Genomic DNA, 22,292 nt, shown 5'->3' with positions numbered 1-22,292 from the left:
TTCACATAGACGGATTCTGGCTGTTGGTGGGTAGGATTTTGACCGGAACTGACTTGGCTGCAAGTACATGGCTCTGCTCTGCGTGATGCTCGACAGGGATGAGGCAGTTACATTCTGGATAATAAGCACCCAGGCATCCGCTAGGAATGTCGTACGGGGTCACGATCAGGCCTGAGCGCCGACGTGTAATTTCGTCATCCAGGGCGCACTCAAGCGTCACGATGTCGCCTTCGCTCAACGCTTCACGCACCATGTCTTCAGCGTTCATAAACAAAACGTCCCGCGTGCCCTTCACACCACGGAAGCGATCGTGGAACCCATATATGGTAGTGTTGAACTGGTCATTCGAACGCAAAGTCATCAGGCGATATCGCCCTGCAACGTCAGCAAAACCAGTGGCCGAAAGACCGGTTGGAACATGAAACTCCGCCTTCCTGCTAGGCGTGAGCCAAATGCGCTCTGATGCCTTATTGCCTTTCCAGAAGCCGCCGGGCTGAAAGAGGCGTCCATTGAAATTTTCAAAGATATCGGGGTAGGTCGCTTCAATCGCATCCCGGATGCGTGCATAGTCGGCAACCCATCCGTCCCAATCTATTCGAGGGTTGGATGGCACGATCCGTTTAGCGATGGCAGCCACAATTGCAGGCTCCGAAAGAAGATGTGGGCTGGCAGGCTTTGCCTTACCCACGGAGCCATGGATGCAGCTGCTCGAATCCTCGACTGAAACGGCCTGCGGGCCGCTAGCCTGGATATCCTGCTCGATCCGCCCGAGGCAGGGAAGAAGATAGGCGACGCGGCCCGGTAAAAGATGGCTTCGATTAAGCTTGGTGGCTATATGGACGGTAAGGTCTAGCGAAGGCCATGCCGCCTCCATCGGCCCTGTGTCCGGAACGGCACGGAGAAAATTGCCTCCCATCCCGATGAAGGCTTTGACCGACCCATCGATTACACCGCGACAGGTTTCGATCGTGTCCAGCCCTTTTTCCGTGGGCGGATCGAAGCTGTACAGCTCCTTCAACTTCTCGACAGGGGCCAGGTCTGTTTTCTCTGTAATGCCTACCGTGCGCTGTCCCTGAACATTGCTATGGCCGCGAACGGGTGTTGGGCCAGCACCGGGTTTACCGATGTTGCCGCGCAGGAGAAGGAAGTTGACCAGCATGCGAACGTTTTCGACGCCCCTCACATGTTGTGTAAGGCCCATGCCGTAGATCGCCATCACAGCTTTTGACATCGCATAGACGCGTGCCGCTTGCTCCAGCGCGCCACGGTCGAGCCCTGCTTCCCGCTCGATATCGTGCCACTCGGTAGCGCGAACCCGGTCGGCGAAAGCGTCGAAATCATGGGTATGTCTTTTTATGAAATCATGGTCGAGAACAGGAGCATCTCCCGCTGCGGCAGCGACATCGTCCCATTCGATAAGAAACTTGGCCAGGCCCATGATAGCAGCGATATCGCCGCCTGCCTTAACCTGATGATATTGGGTCGAAATGCCCGTTTCGGATAACGTCGCCATTTCGATCGGATTTTGTGGATCGGTAAATCGCTCGAGCCCGCGTTCACGCAGGGGATTGAAGGTAACGATCTCTACCCCTCGCTTGCGCGCGGCGCGCAGGTCATGGAGCATCCGCGGCGCGTTCGACCCGACATTTTGGCCAAAGAAGAATATTGCATCGCACTCTTCAAAATCCTTGAGCTGCGTCGTTCCGACAGGGACGCCGATAGCCGCCTTGAGGCCGACAGAGGTGGATTCGTGGCACATGTTCGAGCTGTCGGGCAGGTTCTGGTTACCGTACATTCGGGCCATCAGGCCGTACATGTATGACGCCTCCAGACTGGTGCGGCCCGACGAATAAAATATGACAGAATTGGGATCATAGGTGCCTAGCGCCGCAGCAATGGCATCAAATGCTTCATCCCATGAACAGGCGACATATTTGTCTAAATCTATGTCATATCGCATGGGATGCGTCAGCCGCCCATGTTGCTCGAGATCATAGTCCCGCCACTGCCGGAGCGCGGTGAGACTATAGTCCTTGAAAAACTCAGGCGTTGTGCGCAGTTTAGTCAGTTCCCATGCCGTCGCCTTGGCACCTTCCTCGCAAAATTCGGCGGGATGGGGATGGGCAGGCTTGGGCCAGGCGCAACTGACACAGGCAAAGCCAGCGGGTTTGTTTTGCCGGGCAAGCTCTCTTAACCCTTGAACGGGCAGCTGCTCGCGAGGCAAGATTTCTGCGAGGGAACGAACCGACCCCCAGCCGCCGGCCGGCCCCTCGAACGTCTCGATACGGGGTTTGTCAGATTTTTGCCTGGCCATAGCTTTTCCGTTCCTTTTCCCAGTCAACGGCAACGAGCGGGGTTGGCGTTGGTTCAGATCGCCGACGAAGCGAGAAATGTCCCCGGGACGAACGAGAAGCGCGACGTTAATTGCACTTGCACATTTTGCTAACCGCTGACCGACCGAGGCGAAGGAAATGTCAGCGACCGTTATGGCTATGCGCATGAAACCGTCGCAAGACCGGCCTGGATCCCCCCCCCGTATTCAGGCTTTGCCTTGACGCGTATAAAATAGCGCCGCAATAATGGCGGCAGAGCCAATGCCGATAGCGGCCAGAATTTTTAATGAATTGGCGATGTCATCGCGCTCATTCGATCCAGTCGAAGGCACATCTGACTCCAGTTCCGCAGAATGTGGCAAAGGATGTGCAGGATAGGGTGCTACGCTACCTGCGGGGACTGGAGGCCTTTGTGACATGTAAATTTCTCCTTATGACCAACTTTACTGGCGACGGATTGAACGGATATCGGCGTTAGGCCCGATGGAAAGACTCATGCATGCATTGAGATCCAGACAGCCGCCAACAGAAGAGCAGCGACAAACGCTATCACCATATAGCTTCCCAGCGAGCGTGTAGCGGTCTTGGGCGTATGTGCCTTATGATAGGTTTTTTCGTTTCCGGGCTTCATGCTGGTCCTTTCTGTCAATGATTGATGAACGAGCGAGTCAGTGACCGGTTGCAGATTGCATTTCCTTGTTTCAGCTCGGCACCAATATTGAAATTATGAGTTCAGGCGGACATGAAGTTAAATATCCATGCCCACCTCGATTATGAGTTCCGTGACCCGACGGACGTGCTGCTGCAAGTTGAGGCGGCAAATATCCCGGAGCAAGCAATCGACTGGACCAATCTGGTCTTGCCTCTGGCAGATCACATCGCAAGGGTGCCAGCGCAGGATTGCATCGGTGAAAGAATATGGCTTCGGATAGCCGGTAAGATGGTGGTGGATTATCGCGCTACGGTGACGATAAACCGCAATTTGGCCGACTGTCGGACATTGTGCAAGATACCCCCACATCTGCTGCCCGGTGAAACGGTGCCCTACCTGCTGTCCTCTCGCTACTGCGAAGCCGATCGATTTCACAGCTTTGTTGACGCCGAGTTCGGAACGTTGGAGGGCGGCGAACAGATCGTGGCCATGCGAGACTGGGTGCATCATCATCTGAGCTATGTGCCAGGATCGAGCAACGTGATGACCACGGCAGCCGACACTTTCATTTCTCGGCGCGGTATATGCCGCGACTATGCTCATCTTCTCATTACATTGGCACGTGCGGCCGGCATCCCTGCCCGGATTGCAAGCGTCTACGCCCTTGGAGTTGATCCTCCCGATTTTCACGCTGTAGCGGAAATTTTCCTGGGCGGCGAGTGGCATCTTGTCGACGCGACCGGAATGGCCCGAGAAGCTGGCATGGCAAAAATTGGGGTCGGCCGGGACGCCGCAGACATCGCCTTCCTGACGGCATTTGGACAGGCGCAACTGATAGATCAGTATGTATCTGTGGAGCCGCACCGGGAATAAGCGATTGAAGGTCCCGTCACGTTTCGCAACTGGCCTGCAGCCGCCAGAGCCAGGTCTGGCTCAAGGCGTCAGATGACCAGCGCTGTAATCCTGAGCGGTTCTGGAGTGTAGCGCATAGGAGCGATACGTCACGCGGCAACGTTGCCCGGCAATCGCATTCCATCGGCCCTCTGCAGGAGGGCCACGCACTTTTCGAAACTGAATGATGCAACGTGCGATTGACTGCCATCGGCATGACGGACGCTGAGTTCCCACAGCATGTCGGACGAGATGCAAATTGCGCGCGCTTCGTCATCCTCGAACTGGACGAGTTCACCCCGGCGCTCGCGGTCGAGGAGATGCCGCGCTACCGTAGTTTGCATCTCACGATGGGCGTTACAGCGCATTTCGACAGTCTCGACGCGGTTGGCGAACCATTGCAATGTTCGGGATTCAAATAGCACGGGCGTCTCCAGCACAGGAAATCTGAGCACCCAATGAGACGCGCGTTCAGCTTCGTTGTTCCGCTTTTATTTAGAAGCTTTATCGAGGTTAATAAGAAAAGGTTCTCGGGCAAATAATTGATGCGCGGGGCGGGTCTGATCGAGCATAAGATATGTGTCTTGCCACCATGCAATAGGTGGTAGGCCTCCAGTAGCTATAATCGGTGCTGCTGCGCGGATCAGAACGGCGCAGGTCAGGCGGACATCACCATGGCGGCGGGTAAATGCAAGAATATGACCTGCCCTTGGCCCTTCGACCAGCAAGGGTTCATATATCCCGGACGCAAAAAGCTCGGGGTTGTCGCGCCGCATTGTCAAAAGCCTGTGAATGAGTTGCAGCTTAACATCTGCGCCGATATGGGGCACCGCGATCGAAGCTTTCCGATGCGAGTAATCTACAGCCCGCCGATTGTCAGGGTCGACCAGGCTGAGATCTTCTGCCTCACAGCCTTGATAGGTGTCAGGGACGCCCGGTAAGGAGAATTTGAGCGCCGTCTGAACAAGGGTGTTGATCCGTGAAGCAGGCTCGATCTGCTTGGTGAACTTTGCAAGATCGCCCGTAAAACCGGGGCTTGCGAGCAGATTATAGACCAGTCCGGCCGCTTGCTTTTCATAGTCGAGGTTCGGATCTTCCCAACTTGATCGCAACCGGGCCTCGCGCAGTGATTTTTGCTGCCAGCCAAGGATACGCTCAGCAAAGTGGGGGGACGTCCCATCATCCGGCCAGGCACCAAGCAAGGTCTGAAACAATTGATAGCGATCGGCGGGATGGATGTCGGGGCCAAGATCTTCAGCAAAAACGCTCCATTGATGAACGCGGTCCGCCCAAAGATCGGGAATGCCGCTCAAGACAGCGATGCGCGCGCGACTATCCTCGCCGCGCTTGTGATCATGGGTCGCGGTCGCCAGCATCGCGCCTGGAAAGTCACGCGCACGGTCCATAACCCGGCGGTGGAATTCCGCGGGCGAGATCGCAAATTGTTCAGGCGCCGATCCGACCTCATTAGCCGATAGTAGAGGGGCACGGCGATAGAAGGCGGTGTCCTCGACCCCCTTTGCAGCGATGGGCGCAGAGAGTTGCTGAAATTTGCGTACGGCTTCGGCAGCAAGATCGCCTGTAACAGGACCATCGCCTGCAAGCCAGGCAAGGATTTGTCGGGCTACCGGTCCTTCGCCAGGCGGAAGGTGCGACAGCACTGCTTCCCATGCTTCCGTTCGCGCTGCCTCGTCGCTGGTTGGTGCCGAGCGCCCGTCACCATAGGTGCGATAGACCGGAAAACTCTGCAACAGACAGGCGATCGCGCGACGAAGCATCGGCGGCGTCCATGCCTCGATGTGGGGCTGCCCGCTGCTCTGCGCGAGCCGCCTGAAGGCTTCAACGCAGGCAGCCAATTGCGCCTCGAACTGCCAATCAAGTATGTCGCGCTTCGCCTGTCGGACCACGGTCTGCGGGTCGGCATGGTCGGGATCCAGGGAAGCCCATAGGCTGGTAAGTGGCGCCTCGCCTGCTGGCTCGTGGAGCAGGGCCGTGACATCGCGCATGAAATCATAGCCGCTCGTCCCATCGATGCCCCAGTCGGTGGCGAGCCCCTCTTGTGCGCCGAGAATCTTCTCGACCAGGATGACGGCGCCGGGACGGATGATATCCATGCGGTGCCGGAGCTTGCAGCAGTAGCCCGCCGGATCGGAAAGGCCATCGACATGGTCGATGCGCAGGCCGTCAATCAGCCCATCGCGATACAGGCGGAAGTAGAGCGCATGGGTCGCTTCGAAGACCAGTGGCTCCTCGACCCTGACGCCGGCCAGCTCGTTGATCGAAAAAAAGCGGCGCCAGTTCAGCCGATCATTTGCGGCGCGCCAATGAACGAGGGCGTAATGCTGTGCCTCTACGATCGACGCGACATCCCCTTTCAGGGGGCCATCAGGGCGCAAGGGAAGCCTCTGCTCGCCATAAAGAAGAAGATGCGGTTCGCCTTCCGATCTCAGGACCAGATCGCGCTTTTCGATAACGTCGGCAAGAGGGTCTCCCAAGATAGGAAGAATGAGAGGACCGTCCCAGTCGATATCGAAATAGGGTGCGAACGGGCTGGCGCGCCCCAGTCGCAAAATATCGTTCCACCACGCGTTCTCGCCACCAGCAACCCCCATATGATTCGGAACGATATCGATGATGATGCCCATATCATGAGCGCGCAAGGTTGCGACCAAGCTGGAGAAACCGTCCTCGCCGCCCAGTTCGGGGTTGATCCGCGTCGGGTCGATAACATCATAGCCATGCATCGACCCACAGCGCGCGGTCGTGATCGGCGACGCATAGAGGTGGCTGATGCCAAGCCCCGCCAGATAGGGTACGATCGCCTCGGCTGCCTCGAATGGAAAATCCTTTGTGAATTGCATCCGATAGGTTGCGCGTAATATCATGGCTGATCCTCCTGCAGCAGGGCCGCTCGCGGACGGGCTCTGGTCAAGGACGCAATGCGCCGCTGGAGAGCAGGCTCAGCCAGCAGAGCGTCGATCGATGCCGGAAGGCGTCGGCGCCAGTTCGGATGCTCAACTGTTGTACCCGGGAGGTTGGGCTGTTCGACAAGCCCGACGAGATCCTCCATCGGCACCAGCAAGAGCGGCGCAGCCGACCCGGCCAGAAAATCCAGAACCCGCTCAATAACGGGCGTGGGATCGTCATTGGCTGGCTGCGGGGCGCCCGCACCAATCGCCATCCATAGCGCCTTTCGAGCCTCTGCACGGTCGCCTTGTGTGTCTCCTCCGCGATCGAGCGTATGATTCCATTCCAGATCGCGGCCAGTCCACCAACCGGCGATGGTCGCTACATCATGCGTGCCGCTCATGGCGACGGACCCTTCGGGATAGGCGGACGCGTCGAGGAACCCTTCTGCATCGCGGGTGAAGGGCAGGACGGTCATACCATAGATGCCCGCTTTCTCGAGCGCCTCGCTAAAACCAGGCGGCCGGGTGCCCAGATCCTCCGCTATGATGATCGCGTCGGCGCGCCAGGCCTCCAGCTTCAGCAGGCGCAGCAGGTCGGTGAACGGATAGGTGATATAGGCCCCCTCAGTGGCTGGACGGCCTTGCGGAACAACCCAGAGCCGTTGCAGCCCAAAGGCATGGTCGATGCGCATGCCGCCGCCTTGCGGCAGGTTGGCACGCAGCATCGCGATGAAAGGCGCAAATCCCCGATCGGCTAGCCCCTGCGGACTGTAACTGGTAAGGCCCCAGTCCTGCCCCTGCGGTCCCAGCGGATCAGGTGGCGCACCGATGCGTAGCCCCTGTAGAAACGCACCGGGATCGCCAAGTGCCTCCTCCCCCAGCGGATCGACGCCAACCGCAAGATCAGCGATGATGCCGATCGCCATGCCTGCATCCCGCGCTGCGCGCTGGACGTCATCAAGGCCGGCCCGCGCCCGTTTCTGGGAGAAATGTTCAAAGCTCTCCCCCTTATTTGCCTCTTTTGCCGATGCGGCGAGGGCAAATGCTTCCTGAAGGGCGATAAGCCTGGCCGGGCCGGCAACCTCCCAGTCGATCAGCGCCGCCGAGGGCTCTACGCCAGCTGTCCCAAGAGGCGCCAGCAGCGCGTTAAGCGCAATCCGGCTTGACGGAGAGTAGGGCGCGAAACGCCCCGGATTGGCAAGCGATAACGCATGGATTGGGCTTAGCGCCACTGCGTCAGCGCCGCGAGCGGCCAGACGCTCCACCGCGTCTGCCAGAAGCCCAAGATCGCCAAAGTCCTTATCGTCGCCACGCAGCGACGGAATTTGAATCGTGACGCCCCAGCAGCGGCGCTTTATCGCCGGGCAGCGTGCAGGGGCGACCGCGATCAGGATGCTACCATCATCATAATCAGCATGATAATAGCCAGGTTGGGACAGGCCGCGCTCGGTATCGATCTCGATGGTCTCGCCTGTCTCGGTTCGAAAGCTACAGACGCCGGCGGGCAGGGCAATTGGCTCGCCACAGTCCATGGTAAGAAGGGAAGGGCGGGCCGAACGCCGCTCATGGAGCGCCACGCGCGAAACGGTAATGGCGGCCTCGTCGCTGGCCCTAAGGCCCAGCGCGGACAGGATCGCGCGCAGGGTCTCGTCGCTCACCTGCCGCTCCTCGCCGTCCGCGTCGATCCAGAAGCGCGCAATGCCTGCTTCCTGCGCAAGCTGATGGAGCGGCGACGTCATGGCAGGTCGATCCAGACGGCGCAGCTGGCAGAGCCACCTGGCGTTCCCACCGCAAATATCGGCTGCTCTCGTCTGGAGCCTTCGACCGCCAGTTCACCAAGGTTGAGCAGGATGGACAGCAGACGCCCGTCACCAAGCCGCCATACCGCCTGGACAGCGCTGCCGGACAACACGGTCGCCTCAAGCGCGTGTGCGCCGGCGATGCCCGGCACGATGACTTGATGGCGGAGCGTCAGAAGCGTCTTGTAGAAGCTGCGCCATTCGGCTGCATCAGGGCCCTCCACCACGCGAGCCATGTCGAAGGTGGCCGGTGCGTTAGGGTCGGGGATATGCGCCCGGGCCTCTTCGCTAGCAAAGGCGGTAAAGCCCTTGAACTCGCGCCGTCGGCCTTCCCGCACGGCGTCGGCCAGCTCGTCGTGGAAATCAGTGAAGAAGAGGAAGGGGCTGGTCGCGCCGGATTCCTCGCCCATGAACAGCAAGGGAATCTGCGGCATCAGCAGCAGGAGCACCGTTGCCGCTTTCAGTCGCTCCGGCGAAGTCAGCGAGGTCAGCCGCTCGCCCATCGCGCGGTTGCCGGTCTGGTCGTGATTTTGCAGGAAGGAGATGAATGCGGACGGTGGGAGATGCGCACTTGGCGTTCCGCGGTGCTTGCCTTGCTGATGGGGCGAGGGATCGCCCTGATAGATGAAACCCTCCGCAAGGCAGCGCGCGAGCCTCTCAGCCGGGCGCTCAGCGAAATCCTCATAATAGGCGTCACGCTCGCTAGTCAAAAGGACATGGATGACATTGTGGAAATCGTCATTCCATTGGGCATTATAGCGCCCCGGTCCCAGCCGTTCGGCATCGTTGCGCTCATTCTCAAGCATCAGGTGAATGTGTCGCCCCGGTGTCGCTGCGCGCAGATCATGCGCAAGCGCGTCGAGAAACGCGTCATCGCCGATCGCATGGACCGCATCGAAGCGCAGCCCGTCAAAGCCATAGTCATGGAGCCACATCAGCGCATTCTCGCGGAAAAAGGCGGCAACCTGCGGGCGGTCGACCGCAATAGCGCCGCCCCAAGGCGTGTGGCGCTCGGGATGGAAAAAGGGTTGCGCATAGGCACCCAGATAATTGCCGTCCGGGCCGAAATGATTGTAGACGACATCGAGAAATATCATGAGGCCCAGATCATGCGCAGCTTCGACCAGCGCACGCAGTTCTGCCGGGCTGCCATAGGCCTCAGCCGGGGCAAAGGGTAGGACGCCGTCATAGCCCCAGTTGCGCGCGCCGCTGAAAGCGTTGACTGGCATCAACTCGATCGCGGTAACGCCAATGGCAGCAAGGCCAGCGAGCCTATCGGCAACGCCCGCAAATCCGCCGCACAGGCCGACATGCAGCTCATAGATAACGGCTTCTTCCCAAGGACGCCCCATCCAGCCAGCATCATAGGCAGGTTGCGCGGTGACGACACTCCAGCCGTGGATGCCGCCAGACTGGCGGCGTGACGCGGGATCAGGGACGGCGAGGTCAGGGGCAAGGCGGAAGCGATAATGGCTGCCTTCACTGACTTTGGCATCGACACGGAACCAGCCATCATCGGCCGGGTCCATCGGCCAGATCTCCTCATCCTCGATTTCAAGCGAAACGCTGTCCCGATCCGGAGCCCATAGGGCAAAACGCCATTGTCCGTTGCCGATGTCAGTAGGCCCCCACGCGGTCATGATGCCGGCCTTTCGCCAAGCCAGCAGACCAGCACCGCGGAATGTGCTTCGACCCTGTAGTCGTCGCCTATCGCGAAGGGCCCCCGCTCCGGCTGCGCGCTATCAATCAGCACCTGCCGCGGCGCGGAAGGCGCGGGCAGGGTGAAGTCGATGGAATCTTCGCTTGCATTGAGAAGCAGTGTCAACGCCTCGACCCGACCATCCTCCAGCAGGGTTGCCCGTCGCATGACGAGGGCGCGACCTTCGGGATTATCCCAGTCGTCAGCCGTCAGTCGCTCGCCGCGCTCGTCCCACCATTCAATGTCATTAATGCCGAACCCCGGCGAATCCTGACCATAGAGGAAAGTCGATGCGCGCAGCACCGGATGGGCCTTGCGCAGAGCAATCAGCCGCGCGGTGAAGTCGAAGAGGGCCTTGCCTTCCGCTCCCTCCGTCAGCGACCAGTCGAGCCAGCTGATGTCATTATCTTGACAATAGGCATTGTTGTTGCCGCCCTGACTGCGGCCGAACTCGTCACCGGCCACAAGCATCGGGGTGCCGAGGGAGGCGAGCAGGGTCGCAAGCATCGCGCGGCGTACCCGCCCCCTTGTCGCCAGGATGGAGGGATCTTCGGTTGCGCCTTCGAAGCCCCAATTGCGCGAAAGATTATTGTCATGACCATCGCGATTATCCTCGCCATTGGCCTCATTATGCCGCTCCTCATAGGAGACGAGATCGGCAAGGGTGTAGCCATCATGGCTGGTAAGGAAATTGACGCTCGCCCAGGGCCGACGCGCCCGACGATCGAACAGGTCGCCCGATCCCGATAGCCGGGCAGCCAGGTCGGCACGCTGCCCCGGATCGCCACGCCAGAATCGCCGCGCTGTATCACGATATTTGTCGTTCCATTCGGCAAAGCCGGGCGGGAAATTGCCGAGCTGATAGCCGCCCATGCCCACGTCCCATGGCTCTGCAATGAGTTTGAGACGACCCAGAATAGGGTCTTGTCGTAGTACGTCGAACAGCCCGGCGTTAGGGTCAAAGCCATGATCGGTGCGACCAAGCGTGAGCCCGAGGTCGAAGCGAAAGCCGTCGATCCCGAAACTTGTCGCCCAATAGCGCAGCGAGTCCGCCACCATCTGGATGACCCTGGCGTGGGTCAGCTTGAAGGTATTGCCGGTGCCCGTGTCGTTGAGACAGTAGCGCGGATCATCGGGTAGCAGCCGGTAATAGGTCGCATTGTCGATGCCGCGCCAGGACAATGTGGGTCCGAGCTCGCTACCCTCGCAGCTATGATTATAGACGACATCAAGGATCACCTCGATTCCGGCCGCGTGCAGGCGCCGCACCGCGACACGCAACTCATCATGGCTATCGCTGGAAAAATAGGTCGGCTCAGGCGCAAAGAAGCTCAGGCTATTATAGCCCCAATAGTTGCGTAGGCCTTTTTCCATCAGGAAGCGGTCCTGGGTGAAGGCGTGGATCGGCATCAGTTCCAGAGTCGTGATGCCCAGCCGGTTCATATGGTCGATGACCTTGGGATGGGCGAGCGCGGCAAATGTGCCGCGCTCCTGCGCCGGTGCCGCTTCCAGCAGCTTCGTCAGGCCCTTGGCATGGGCCTCATAGATCACCGTGTCCGACCAGGATACATTGGGACGAACATCGCGCGACCAATCGAAACTGTCATGGGTTACAACAGCCTTGGGCATGGCGCTGGCACTGTCGCGCCGGTCGAACCCCAGATCCTTGAGCCGGCCGCGGACCGGATAGCCATGCAGCACGTCATTCCATTTGATGCTGCCAGATAGCCGCCGGGCATAGGGATCGAGCAGCAGCTTGTTAGGATTGAAACGATGACCATGTTCGGGCGCATAGGGACCATGAACCCGGTAGCCATAGAGGAGGCCGGGCCGTGCATCAGGAAGATAGCCGTGCCAGACCTCGTCGGTACATTCCGGCAGGGTCAGCCGGGCAACCTCCTTGCGACCTTTGGGGTCAAACAGGCAGAGCTCGATCCGGTCGGCATTGGCGGAAAAAATGGCGAAGTTGACGCCGAGCCCGTCGAAGCTCGCGCCGAGAGGATAGGGTGATCCGCCCTCAAGGCGGTCAGGATGCTGGCTCAAATGGGCTAGGTCCTGTCATGGAGGAAGCGGGCGAGAACCAACGGGTTCAGACCGTCGTTTTAGACGCTTTCCTTTTGGTCAACGCTTTTGCTGCTGCTCCAGTCGCAATAGGAGGGGGAAGCTGGGCAAGCTTGTCGACCTGCGCCACCTCCTCGACGGCTTGGCGCCAATGTTCGTCGGCAAGCCCCTCAGGATGACCCTGCGCTTCCCAGATGGCATGTGCCCGTTCGCGAATGCGGTCCTCAAGATTGTCCTGCACGAAGGCCTCCAAGCGATGCCGCGATGCGCGGCGGACGATAAATGCGCAGGAGCCCCGATGGATGCGCGAGTTGATACAGATCAGCGAGATTTTTTGCCGCGCTGCAGCAGGCGTGACCTTCGCTATTGGAGCGGCGCTCACCGCCCAACTATCTGTCTTGGGGCGTTGCGAACTGCTTTGACTTCCAATGATGTCATCTTTCAAAAGGTTCGCAACGTTTTGGATTGATCAAAGCTCCTTGCAAGTTGGCCGCCTTGGGCCTGTCCGATATCTGGCTGCACCGGCGTGTGAAAAGGCGCATCTGTTCAGAGTATTTTCGAAGTAGATGGCTGGCTGGGAAAATATAGGAAACAAAAGAAAGATAGCGTGTGATCAGATCATGGATGACCAGATTACATTCAAGTGAAAAATGACATCTACTGTCTATTTAATCCTGGAAATTTATCAATATGGATCGGTCGCATCACATTATAGTGGACCGGCCGAGCCAAATGGCTCGTCGTGAAACTGGCGCTGACGTCATCCATAGCGTCGTCGTCAAACGCGAGATCAGTCCAGGCTTCAACGCAGGCTAAGCGTCGTTAGAAATTTATTCATCGATTTCCAGTTCTCGTCTGCGCCAGAAGGGTTTCGATCCGATCGCAGAGTTGATGCACCATGGACGCTACCATTTCTTGCGACGAACAATATTTTCTGTTTGCTGGCTAACGCATCGAATATGGACTTAGATTGTAAGATCTCTTCGGTTTCGGAAGACTGGCTGATATAGACCGGCACCGTCACTGCCTTTGCGGCGGCGCCGGTGAAATGACGATCAGGGAAATATTCTCCTGGCGAGAATGCCAGCACTGCAGCGACGCGGCTCGGATTGTCGGCTGCGACGCGCAAACAGAGGGAAGCTGAATAGCTGCTGCCGAGCAGAATGACCGGAGGGCCTTGAAGTCGGGCCCAGTTCAATGCGGCCTCGATATCAGGGAGTGCGTCGCTAAAATTCTGGGCCGATTTCCCATATTTGTTCACCGTGCGGTTGGGACCGTAGAGGCTGCCGCCCGATCGGAGGTCGACGAGGACCGTGCTATAGCCTTCCGCATTCAGACGAGGCACAATATCTTTAAACTCATAGCCGCTGGCTCCGGCCTGATGGAGGAGGATGATCGTAGCACGGGCACTCTCGACCGGGACATGGTCCAGGAAGACCTTCTTGCCATCCTCTGTTCCGATAATGGCTGTCTGCGCTGCTGCTGTCATCTCCATTTGTGCTACGTTACCGGCCGGATCGCTATCTTCTTTCGGCGCGCTGCATGCGGACAAGAACAATCCGATTGCTATGCTGACCACCTTGTTGATCCTGTTCATCTTCCTTCGCGCTTCCATCACCATATGTCTATTTTGAGCGGGGTGCGCCGCGATCAGGGGCGATGCCGCCGGAAATCAGGTAGCCGCTTCGTCCACCAGCATGGATCTTTCACACTATCCTGTCCCGTTGATGGCCGACAAAATGATCAATGTCGCTCAAGCACTGCGCGCAGCGATTTTTCGATATCGCCGCCACAATAGTCCATGCCATATTTCGCGAAGCTATTTTTTTCCAATGCCGCCAGGCTAGGCACCGATTGCATCCGTTTCACAAGACCAGCGATCCGTGGAGCGGTTTTCTCGAGGATTGTTTGGATGAGCGGGAAGCGCTTGCCCATTGTCGACCATAATGTCGCGGTAAGGATATCAGCCGCTCCCGGGCTATTGGTCCCCAGCAAATAACCCGCGTCAGCTTTCAACCCATGGTTGCTACCCAAAGACTCAAAAATATGCATCCATTTACGGAGCCTTGGTTCGAACTTTCTCCATTTCTCGTCCGTCCACATTTCGCGACCGCCATAGAGGGTTATCTCGTCGATCACGTCATTGGCATCATTGGCGACCTTCGCCGTCAGCGCCCGCGATGCCGCTCGATCGTCGATCAGCCCGAGAGTATCACCAAGGTACACAGCAATTGCTGGCATTTGCGATAATGCAAGGCCGGTTGCTCGCTCGATCAGAACCGGTGGTCCCATGAAAGCGACCGGTTGATCGGTTGGGTCACGTCCCATAAGGTCGGTGATGGCTTCACTGCCCTGTTCGCTCCAGCTTTTGCCGGAAAATGCGAGGATTGCGCGAATGAACTGACCTCGAAAGGGCGAGGGCCAGTAATAGAATTCATATTCCGCCATCACGCTCGCTCCATCGGCTCATCCCAAACAGTGTAAGCCCCAAGCACAACAAGAGTTTCATGGCGTCTGTGCCCGACAGGCATTTTAAACGCTCCGGCTATGGCCGCCAGGATGAAATTTCGTAGATGTAACAGCGCAGTCTGGTTCTCTTTTAACGCCTTGAAATTTTTGCTGATCAAACGCCAGGCGCGATAGGATGCGTTCTTTTTGAACCGGGGCAGACGTAATAGCGCGCCGCGTTAGTTGAGCATATGACATAGGTTAAAGCATTCAGATCACGGATGCCGTATCTTCTTCCCGTGATGGGCCGGCGAAGGGAGATAGGGTATGAGTAGCTCTGACCCAATGGCATTTGCCGTGCGTACCGCGGACATGAGCGATGCCGAACTTGCCTCTGCCCTTCAGGCGATTGAAACAGATACCGAACTTAGCGATTTCCAACGCGCCGTACTGGATGAGGCGCAGTGTCGTGGAATGCTCCAAACTATTGATACCAAAGGGATGCATGAGGTAAAAGGATCTTGATTAGGCCAGCGTAACGATCCGTGCGTCACCGGTGCGGTTCACAGGCTTGACTACGACCGTGTTCCCCAAACGATCGAAATCGATGTCGGCTTTGGCCTTTCCAACCGATAGACCACGCACGGAGAGGCTATTGAGAAAGGCCGGCAAAGTCGGCTGGCTGAGAATGATCTGATGTGATTTGACATCGAAACGCAGGCCGAGGCTCGACTGGATCAGCGCAAGAGGCGCGGCAGCGGCCCAAGCCTGCGGACTACATGCGACGGGATAAAATGTAGGTCCCTGCGATCTGCGACGTGGAAAGCCACAGAATAGCTCTGGCAGACGCATCATATCGACATAGGTCGCTGCCGCGAAGAGTCCCTCAAATATCCGGGCTGCGTGTCGCTGGAATCCGTAGCGTGAAAAGCCGGCTGCTATCAGCGCATTGTCGTGCGGCCAGATCGACCCATTGTGATAGCTCATCGGATTATAGCGTTTCTCGGTCGAAGCAATGGTCCTGACACCCCAACCGGAAAAGGAGGCCGGTGCCATCAATGTGTGAACCACCGCTGCCGCTCTGTCATCACGGGCTAGGCCGGTGTAGAGGACGTGACCCGCATTGGACGATCGGACCCGACAAGGGCTCTTGTCGCCGTCTAGCGCAAGAACATAGGTGCCGAGCTCAGGGTCGAAAAAGGCTGCATCGAACCGGATGCGCAGGTCGGCAGCACGGGTCCGATAGTCCGCAGCCCGGCCCGCCTCGTCTGTCGCAGCGAAAATAGCGGCGGCAGCGTTCCAGGCACCATAAACATAGGCCTGCACCTCTGCCAGCGCGATGGGGCCGCGCGCAATTTTGCCATCGGCGTGGAAAATGGAGTCATGGCTGTCCTTCCAGCCTTGATTTTGAAGCCCCTGGTCGGTCAGTCGTCCATATTCGACAAAGCCATCGCCATCCCGATCACCGTGGGTTTCAATCCATAGCAGCGCAGCCTCAATATGGGGAAGGATGGTGCGAAGGAAGCTAATGTCACCTGTCCGTTCCAGATAGGCGCCGGCCAACATGACGAATAGCGGCGTGGAATCGATGCTGCCGTAATAATGGCGGAACGGTACTTCGCCCAGTTCCGCCATTTCACCATGGCGGACTTCATGCAGGATCTTGCCCGGTTCAGCATCAGCGAGGGGATCGAAGCTGGTCGCCTGATGTGCGGCAAGATAGCCCAGCACGCCCTGACTGATGGCCGGGTCCAGCCACAATGTCTCAAGCGCGGTGATCAGCGCGTCCCGGCCGAAGACGGTGCTGAACCAGGGTATGCCGGCATAGGGATATGGGCCATGATCGGTTTGCGTCGACAACATGGATATGTCGGCGACGGAACGGCGCGTGACTTCATTGAACAGATCGTTGGATGAGCAGATGGTGGCGGCGCGTTTGCGCGCTTGCTGCAGCCCACGCATCGCCTCGCGCAGGGATTGGAGAAATTGCTTGGGAAGGGGTGCGTCATCCCGCGCCTGTCCGCAAGCGATCCGTGCGAACAAAGTGCAGCGGCCGCCCGCCGATATCAGGACATCGAACCGGGCATGGCTGTCTGTCAGTTCGTCGGGCACGGGATCGAAATGAAGATGAGTCTCTCGTTCGCGATCATCACGGCCCAGATAAGACAGGAGCAGATCGGCAGCTCCGACCTGAGGGGCGCGTAGCGTTCCGCGACGCAATCTGGTCATGCCGCGAATTTCGAATAGATCGGCAAAGTCCGCCGCAAATGCCAGCCCGACAGATATTTGCCGGCTTTCTGCATCGAAATTGCGGATCGTGATCCGCTCGTAAATCGCACCCTCCCATAAAAAGCGGGTGCGGCGCAAATGGATGAGGTCATGCTCAACTATGACCCGGCCATCTTCCCCGACGAAGTCGGGGTTGGCAAGGTCACAAGTCAGCATCGCATTATCGTCGCGCAGCGCCGAACTGAGCAAGATCGGTCGCATGCCGTTAACGGTGAGATAAAGATGAGAAAGGTGGCGGGTGTCCCGATGATAAAGCCCTTCCGGGCTGCCTGGCCCCGCGATAGCATCGCCGCTATGATCAAATACAGCGAAACTGTCGCCATGTTTGAGCGTGCGGGGCCGACGTTCATGCAGAGATGCGGTCGCAGGAATGAAGAATTGGGTCTGAGCCTGAGACAAGGCCTGCCCCCCGGCGATCCCCGGCAGGTCGAATTGCGGCTGGGTCAGCGACATGGCGGCTCCTATGCGACAATCTGTAATTCCGCGTCTTCACCGCGCTGGCGGCGAAGCCAGGCTGCGTCCGTGCGCGCGCCAGGCAGCCGATGGTATAGCGAGACATAGTCAGCAGCCATCCGTGCAGCCGTGAACCGTGCGTCGAATGCGCCACGCACCAATTTTCGGTCAAGATCCCGCAGCAGCCCAATGGCGTCAATCGCTTCATCCTCGCTGTCGACGATGAAACCGGAACAACCATGCTCGATTATTTCGGGTACCGAACCGCAGCGGAACGCAATAATCGGTGTGGCGCAGGCCATCGCCTCGATCATAACAAGGCCAAAGGGTTCGGGCCAGTCGATCGGAAAAAGCAAGGCGCGCGCATTACCGAGAAATTCGGCTTTTTGCTGCTCATTGATCTCACCTATAAACCGAACATTGGGATGGCGTTCAACCAGAGGGGCAATTTCATTTTCCCAATAGGCGCGATCGACCGTGTCAATCTTGGCTGCAATGCGCAATTCCATGCCTGATCGTGCTGCAATCCGAATAGCCCGGTCCGGCCGCTTTTCAGGCGAGATGCGGCCGAGAAAAGCCAGATAGCCCTCTCCATCATCGTAACGCGGCAAGAGAATGTCAGCAGGCAGCCCATGATGGATGGTCGCTCCCCAGTTGACTGGCGGCATGGGGCGACGCTGATCGTCGGAAATGGACACGAGGCAATGATCGCCAAAGCAGCGATAAAAAGGGGGCAGGTCGGGAAGGTCGAGGCGGCCGTGCAAGGTGGTGACCGTCCGCCCTATAAAATCCTGGATCATTGGCAGGTGCAGCAAGTCGATGTGGAAATGAAGGGCATCAAATTCATTTGCCCGCTGCCGCACCGCCTCCAGCAGCATCATGTGATAGGGGATGGGATCGACAATATTGGGTGTAAGCCGCAATGCGGCAGGGGTGATCGGAACCAGTTCTGCCGCCGTTAAAGAATCTCCGCTGGCAAATAGAGTGACATCGTGGCCTTGCCTCACCAGTTCTTCGGTAAGATAGGACACAATCCGCTCAGTACCTCCGTAATATTTTGGCGGCACGCTTTCAGCTAGCGGAGCAATTTGGGCGATCTTCATGCGGCAATCCTCACCAGAGAGAGGCCTCGGCGATCCCCCAGCGCGAAAGCCGCTTATATAAATACTTCATCCAGCTAAAGTTGCACCGTCATGTGATTTACACTCGCGACGAACCGATAGTGGCCAAGATACTGATCTTGATTATTGATCTATATTATTTCGAAGTTGATATGCCGCCATCTTTGGGGTCTGCTATCTGCGCGCGTGCCTCTTCTGCTGCGCGGATTAGTGCCTGTCCGGTTCCCTCGGCAGCGTCAGGTGTAAGGGTGATGGCAATACCATCAGGACCATCTAGCATGACCAGCCCAGTGTCGGCCGAGGCGGTTCCAATATCGTTATATATTCTGGACGTCGACACGAGTGCTCCTCTCTCTCAAGCTGTTTCGAGCAGGGGCAACGAAGCGTAGCAGGGCCGGTTCCGTCAGCCTGTATTGTCCAAGAAAAGGTAAGAAGGATCGAATTCTCCGAGCTCAGCCAGACCCGCAGGGTTGATGATGTCCACCTGATTGCGGCGAATTGTCATGAGTTGGCGGTCTTTGAGTTCCCGCAGCATTCGGTTCATGTGCACGGCTGTGATCCCGCATGTTTCTCCCAGATCAGCTTGTGTCATGGGCAAATGAAAAGACGATCCATCGCTTCGCCCCACGGCGCGCAGTTTGGTTTCGATCTCGCAAATGAAATGACTGACCCGTGCGATGGCGTCGAGCCGACCAAGCCGGAAAATCCACTCTCGATGCATCGCGGCATCCAGCAGTGTGCTAAACCATAGCAATTTGGTCAGATTCGGACGCGTCACCATTAGCCCATCCAGCGCGGCATGCGGAACCTGCGCAACTTGGCACGCAGTCAGCGTCGCCAGATCATGATCAAGATAGCCAAGCGGGAAGCCATGAAGATCGACAAAATCCCCGGCCACATGAACAGCCACCAATTGCCGGTCGCCTTTCTGGTCGTCCATGTAGCGGCACATGAAGCCTTCCATCAGATATGTGCTCGTCCTGACCGGTTCATCGCGCGATATCATCGTCGTGCGCGCAGGCAGCGATCGAAGACCAGACACCGATGCCTCCAGCGCAGCAAGGTCGTCAGCGGTCAACTGGTGGCGCCTGCGGCTGCGAAGCAGATCTGCGAAAATCATCCTGATATCCAATGTTAGAGGCAATCGAGATCCTGGCTTCGTTTCAAATGCAGTTTGGGAAACTTCTGAGTCAAGATCGCCTGTCGGACGCCTGCAGCCTTCCGACCTTGATCCTGATTAATGCGATTTTTCGGAACGTGGCGCGGTCCAGGGCATTTTTTCGCTATATCCAAAATCGGAAGGCTCATCGGTGGCTACTCAGCTCAGCTATAACGGATCGCAATTTCTTCGGCAGGAATTTCAAGTAGAATTGAGCCGATGGAACAGGCATCGGCTGGCGCCATCTTTTCCCGCAGAGGCGACCGCATCACGATTTGAATGCGATCGGAACATGTTACGACTGGAACATGCGTTTATTGAGGAATTGCGTGGTGAGGTGCTGGAGGAGGCAGCCCAAGCGCCGACAGACCCCGATGGCTTCATCGCATGGTTTGAGGCGCTGAAAAGCAATGGTCCGGGTCAACATGACAGGCTTTTCCCTTGGCTGGCGCAAGATGCCGGGCGGGATGAGCTGCGATGGTTCCTTTCGCAGGAGGCTGCCGGTGAGGCGGGCTTTGACGACCTGGTGGCTATGACGCAGGTAAAGCTGCCGCCCCGCGCCAAGCTCGAACTCGCCCGTAATTACTGGGACGAAATGGGGCGTGGCAATGCCAAGGGCATGCATGGTCCCATGTTGGGCCAATTGGTCGATATCCTCCAGCTTGATACGCAGATTGAACATACGGTCTGGCAAAGCCTCGCCCTGGCGAATGCGATGACGGCTATGGCCTCTTCACGTCATTATGCGTGGCATAGTGTCGGCGCGCTTGGCGTGATCGAACTCACCGCGCCCGACAGGTCAGCGCATACGGCAAAAGGGTTGCGTCGCATCGGCCTGTCTGGATCTGAACGCCGCTATTTTGACCTGCACGCAGTCCTTGATGTCAAGCATAGCCGTGATTGGAATGACGAAGCTATTCGTCCGCTCGTCGCCGAAGATCCCCGGCGCGCGAAGGCGATGGCGGAAGGAGCGCTGATCAGGCTTAAGTGCGGTGCACGTTGCTTCGATCGCTATCGCACCCACTTCGGACTGGCATAAGGCAATGCGATACCCGATCTTGTTGGTAGAGGATGATCCGGTGGTCGCTTCGATCATGACGGATATTCTTGAGCGAGCAGATTATGCCGTGGATGGGCCCCATGCCACCTTGTCTGACGGAATAGAAGCGCTTGCTGAGCGCATGCCGGCGGGCGCGATATTGGACATTCGGCTTAGGGGAGGAGATGTCGGGCTGCTGGCCGATGACCTCGAGCTTTACGGCATTCCCTATCTGTTTTGTTCCGGCGGCTTCGACCATCCGGTTGTAAGGGCGCATCGGAAAGCGCCCCTCATTCTGAAACCGGCGCTCGAACGGAATTTGATCTCAACATTGGAGCAAATGCTGCACTAAGCAAACTGAGTTTCCCTTTCAAAATCAAAGGCCAGTCAGGATTTGCCTTGTCGATCATGCGGGACTGATCGTGCGGTTGCATAAGGGGAAATAGCCGGGCGCTGCCAGAGTAGCACTTTGCCTTATCGGCTGTGGGCTGTATCGCCGACCTTGCTTTCCTCCGCTGGTCCTGATGCGTGAAATGACAAGGTGAAAAGCGTCCGCCCTTCCTCATCTGCCACATTCATGGTCCACTCGCCCGCTCCCCAGAATTGCTCCGGCTGATCAGCCAAAAGCGATCCCGCAAAGCGTACGGCCTGGCGTCGGGCGGCTTGCAGGTCATCCAGTTCCGTACCTTGCAAGTCCGTGTAGGACTGGCCATCCTCGACGTGAAAATAATAACGGGGCACAGAAATCTCCAGCCATGAGCGGGAGCACGGCGCTTCTTAGTCGCAGACGCCAGTGTACCACCTGCTATAGCATGTTTGAGCCAAATCGGCGAGATATACAAGAATAATCCCAGATTCTTCGGGTTCAGATTTACGTCATTCATGATCAGGCTAGCGATCTGATCCCTCATTGGCATCGAAAACCGTTCCCACTGTTCCCGCCAGTTGTGGCGCAGCCTGATCGAGATGAAGGTAGAGTGGGTTGAAATCGCCGACTTTCTGGATGCCTTCCCAATTTTTGATCGCGATCCACCGCCCACCATGGTCGATGAGACCATCCTGGCCGAGGGATTTAAGGGTGCGGTTGACATGAACTCCGGTAAGGCCGGTCGCATCTCCTAGCTGTTCCTGCGTCATCGGCAACTGGAAATCAGGGATCTCGAGCAGGTTCACTGCCCGCATCCTTACGGCAATCTCGCACAATATATGCGCGATCTTCGCACGTGCATTGCGCCTTCCAACATTCAGGACCCATTCGCGACAGATGGACGCATCGATCAAACCGTCAATCCATAGCGCCTGAGCAACGGCCGGCCGCTCAAGAGCGACGGTCTGCAGCGCCTTATACCAACCTGCATTGATCACGACCCACATGCCCATTTGCGGCGTCCGATTGTCATGATGCGCCACGGCTGATCGACGAGCCTGTTCCAAGCTTC

19 protein-coding genes are annotated in these 22,292 nt (G+C 57.8%); 5 read left to right on the top strand and 14 right to left on the bottom strand.

Features of this window, described 5'->3' with window-relative positions:
- Nucleotide 1: 1 nt before the first annotated feature.
- Both BMY84_RS24260 and BMY84_RS30610 read right to left on the bottom strand, forming a co-directional pair.
- On the bottom strand, nt 2–2,314 hold the full coding sequence (locus BMY84_RS24260) for an FdhF/YdeP family oxidoreductase (RefSeq protein ID WP_093087310.1): 2,313 nt from the start codon (nt 2,312–2,314) through the stop codon (nt 2–4).
- Between the two features lie 225 nt (nt 2,315–2,539).
- Complete coding sequence (locus BMY84_RS30610) at nt 2,540–2,665, bottom strand: hypothetical protein (protein WP_256215416.1); 126 nt, start codon at nt 2,663–2,665, stop codon at nt 2,540–2,542.
- Between the two features lie 410 nt (nt 2,666–3,075).
- Between BMY84_RS30610 and BMY84_RS24255 the strand changes: the two genes are divergently transcribed.
- Both BMY84_RS24255 and BMY84_RS30235 read left to right on the top strand, forming a co-directional pair.
- Nucleotides 3,076–3,858, top strand: coding sequence for a transglutaminase-like domain-containing protein (locus tag BMY84_RS24255; RefSeq protein ID WP_093087309.1), 783 nt, complete (start codon nt 3,076–3,078; stop codon nt 3,856–3,858).
- Nucleotides 3,859–4,076: 218 nt separating this feature from the next.
- Nucleotides 4,077–4,298 (top strand): hypothetical protein, encoded by a 222-nt coding sequence (locus tag BMY84_RS30235; RefSeq protein WP_093087307.1) that lies wholly within the window; start codon nt 4,077–4,079, stop codon nt 4,296–4,298.
- A gap of 69 nt (nt 4,299–4,367) precedes the next feature.
- Here the strand turns inward: BMY84_RS30235 and treY are convergent, their stop codons facing one another.
- The 7 genes from treY to BMY84_RS24215 form a co-directional block, all read right to left on the bottom strand.
- Nucleotides 4,368–6,761: a malto-oligosyltrehalose synthase gene (treY, locus tag BMY84_RS24245; protein WP_093087305.1), complete on the bottom strand. Its 2,394-nt coding sequence runs from the start codon at nt 6,759–6,761 to the stop codon at nt 4,368–4,370.
- Complete coding sequence (gene malQ, locus BMY84_RS24240) at nt 6,758–8,524, bottom strand: 4-alpha-glucanotransferase (RefSeq protein WP_093087303.1); 1,767 nt, start codon at nt 8,522–8,524, stop codon at nt 6,758–6,760. Before malQ ends, treY begins: the two co-directional genes overlap by 4 nt.
- Entirely contained in the window at nt 8,521–10,224 is a 1,704-nt protein-coding gene (gene treZ / locus BMY84_RS24235; protein ID WP_177204173.1) for a malto-oligosyltrehalose trehalohydrolase, read from the bottom strand. The genes malQ and treZ overlap by 4 nt, the downstream gene beginning before the upstream one ends.
- A complete protein-coding gene (gene glgX, locus BMY84_RS24230) occupies nt 10,221–12,326 on the bottom strand; it encodes a glycogen debranching protein GlgX (protein ID WP_093087300.1) in 2,106 nt (701 codons plus the stop codon). Before glgX ends, treZ begins: the two co-directional genes overlap by 4 nt.
- A gap of 46 nt (nt 12,327–12,372) precedes the next feature.
- Complete coding sequence (locus tag BMY84_RS30230; protein ID WP_218147018.1) at nt 12,373–12,789, bottom strand: DUF2934 domain-containing protein; 417 nt, start codon at nt 12,787–12,789, stop codon at nt 12,373–12,375.
- 357 nt (nt 12,790–13,146) lie between these two features.
- Nucleotides 13,147–13,941: an alpha/beta hydrolase gene (locus BMY84_RS24220; RefSeq protein ID WP_177204172.1), complete on the bottom strand. Its 795-nt coding sequence runs from the start codon at nt 13,939–13,941 to the stop codon at nt 13,147–13,149.
- Nucleotides 13,942–14,087: 146 nt separating this feature from the next.
- On the bottom strand, nt 14,088–14,792 hold the full coding sequence (locus tag BMY84_RS24215) for a glutathione S-transferase (RefSeq protein ID WP_093087296.1): 705 nt from the start codon (nt 14,790–14,792) through the stop codon (nt 14,088–14,090).
- A gap of 327 nt (nt 14,793–15,119) precedes the next feature.
- On the opposite strand from BMY84_RS24215, the gene BMY84_RS24205 reads away from it, so the two are divergent.
- Complete coding sequence (locus BMY84_RS24205) at nt 15,120–15,317, top strand: hypothetical protein (RefSeq protein ID WP_093087292.1); 198 nt, start codon at nt 15,120–15,122, stop codon at nt 15,315–15,317.
- On the opposite strand, the gene BMY84_RS24200 is transcribed toward BMY84_RS24205, so the two are convergent.
- The 3 genes from BMY84_RS24200 to BMY84_RS24185 form a co-directional block, all read right to left on the bottom strand.
- Complete coding sequence (locus tag BMY84_RS24200) at nt 15,318–17,534, bottom strand: amylo-alpha-1,6-glucosidase (RefSeq protein WP_093087290.1); 2,217 nt, start codon at nt 17,532–17,534, stop codon at nt 15,318–15,320.
- Nucleotides 17,535–17,542: 8 nt separating this feature from the next.
- A complete protein-coding gene (locus BMY84_RS24195; RefSeq protein WP_093087288.1) occupies nt 17,543–18,637 on the bottom strand; it encodes a glycosyltransferase family 4 protein in 1,095 nt (364 codons plus the stop codon).
- 421 nt (nt 18,638–19,058) lie between these two features.
- Nucleotides 19,059–19,775 carry a Crp/Fnr family transcriptional regulator gene (locus tag BMY84_RS24185; RefSeq protein ID WP_093087284.1) on the bottom strand — a complete coding sequence of 239 codons (717 nt, stop codon included), beginning with the start codon at nt 19,773–19,775 and terminating at the stop codon, nt 19,059–19,061.
- Between the two features lie 190 nt (nt 19,776–19,965).
- Between BMY84_RS24185 and BMY84_RS24180 the strand changes: the two genes are divergently transcribed.
- Nucleotides 19,966–20,853 carry an iron-containing redox enzyme family protein gene (locus tag BMY84_RS24180; RefSeq protein ID WP_093087282.1) on the top strand — a complete coding sequence of 296 codons (888 nt, stop codon included), beginning with the start codon at nt 19,966–19,968 and terminating at the stop codon, nt 20,851–20,853.
- A 19-nt stretch (nt 20,854–20,872) separates the two neighbouring features.
- Nucleotides 20,873–21,205, top strand: a complete 333-nt coding sequence (locus BMY84_RS24175; RefSeq protein WP_371262442.1) for a hypothetical protein — start codon at nt 20,873–20,875, stop codon at nt 21,203–21,205.
- A gap of 122 nt (nt 21,206–21,327) precedes the next feature.
- Here BMY84_RS24175 and BMY84_RS24170 read toward each other — a convergent pair whose 3' ends face one another.
- Both BMY84_RS24170 and BMY84_RS24165 read right to left on the bottom strand, forming a co-directional pair.
- Entirely contained in the window at nt 21,328–21,594 is a 267-nt protein-coding gene (locus BMY84_RS24170; protein ID WP_093087278.1) for a DUF6894 family protein, read from the bottom strand.
- Between the two features lie 150 nt (nt 21,595–21,744).
- Nucleotides 21,745–22,292 (bottom strand): Crp/Fnr family transcriptional regulator (locus tag BMY84_RS24165; protein ID WP_143075149.1); only part of this gene is annotated, 548 nt, incomplete at its 5' end.

Origin of the sequence: Sphingobium sp. AP50, from assembly GCF_900109095.1 — a bacterium.
Taxonomy (GTDB): domain Bacteria; phylum Pseudomonadota; class Alphaproteobacteria; order Sphingomonadales; family Sphingomonadaceae; genus Sphingobium.
This window is presented reverse-complemented; position numbering and strand designations above follow the sequence as displayed.

What these genes read in the sequence shown, in the direction of transcription:
- BMY84_RS24260 (WP_093087310.1), bottom strand. Translation starts at nt 2,314, where the DNA reads ATGGCCAGGCAAAAATCTGACAAACCCCGTATCGAGACGTTCGAGGGG.
- BMY84_RS24255 (WP_093087309.1), top strand. Translation starts at nt 3,076, where the DNA reads ATGAAGTTAAATATCCATGCCCACCTCGATTATGAGTTCCGTGACCCG.
- treY (WP_093087305.1), bottom strand. Translation starts at nt 6,761, where the DNA reads ATGATATTACGCGCAACCTATCGGATGCAATTCACAAAGGATTTTCCA.
- malQ (WP_093087303.1), bottom strand. Translation starts at nt 8,524, where the DNA reads ATGACGTCGCCGCTCCATCAGCTTGCGCAGGAAGCAGGCATTGCGCGC.
- treZ (WP_177204173.1), bottom strand. Translation starts at nt 10,224, where the DNA reads ATGACCGCGTGGGGGCCTACTGACATCGGCAACGGACAATGGCGTTTT.
- BMY84_RS24220 (WP_177204172.1), bottom strand. Translation starts at nt 13,941, where the DNA reads ATGAACAGGATCAACAAGGTGGTCAGCATAGCAATCGGATTGTTCTTG.
- BMY84_RS24215 (WP_093087296.1), bottom strand. Translation starts at nt 14,792, where the DNA reads ATGGCGGAATATGAATTCTATTACTGGCCCTCGCCCTTTCGAGGTCAG.
- BMY84_RS24205 (WP_093087292.1), top strand. Translation starts at nt 15,120, where the DNA reads ATGAGTAGCTCTGACCCAATGGCATTTGCCGTGCGTACCGCGGACATG.
- BMY84_RS24200 (WP_093087290.1), bottom strand. Translation starts at nt 17,534, where the DNA reads ATGTCGCTGACCCAGCCGCAATTCGACCTGCCGGGGATCGCCGGGGGG.
- BMY84_RS24195 (WP_093087288.1), bottom strand. Translation starts at nt 18,637, where the DNA reads ATGAAGATCGCCCAAATTGCTCCGCTAGCTGAAAGCGTGCCGCCAAAA.
- BMY84_RS24185 (WP_093087284.1), bottom strand. Translation starts at nt 19,775, where the DNA reads ATGATTTTCGCAGATCTGCTTCGCAGCCGCAGGCGCCACCAGTTGACC.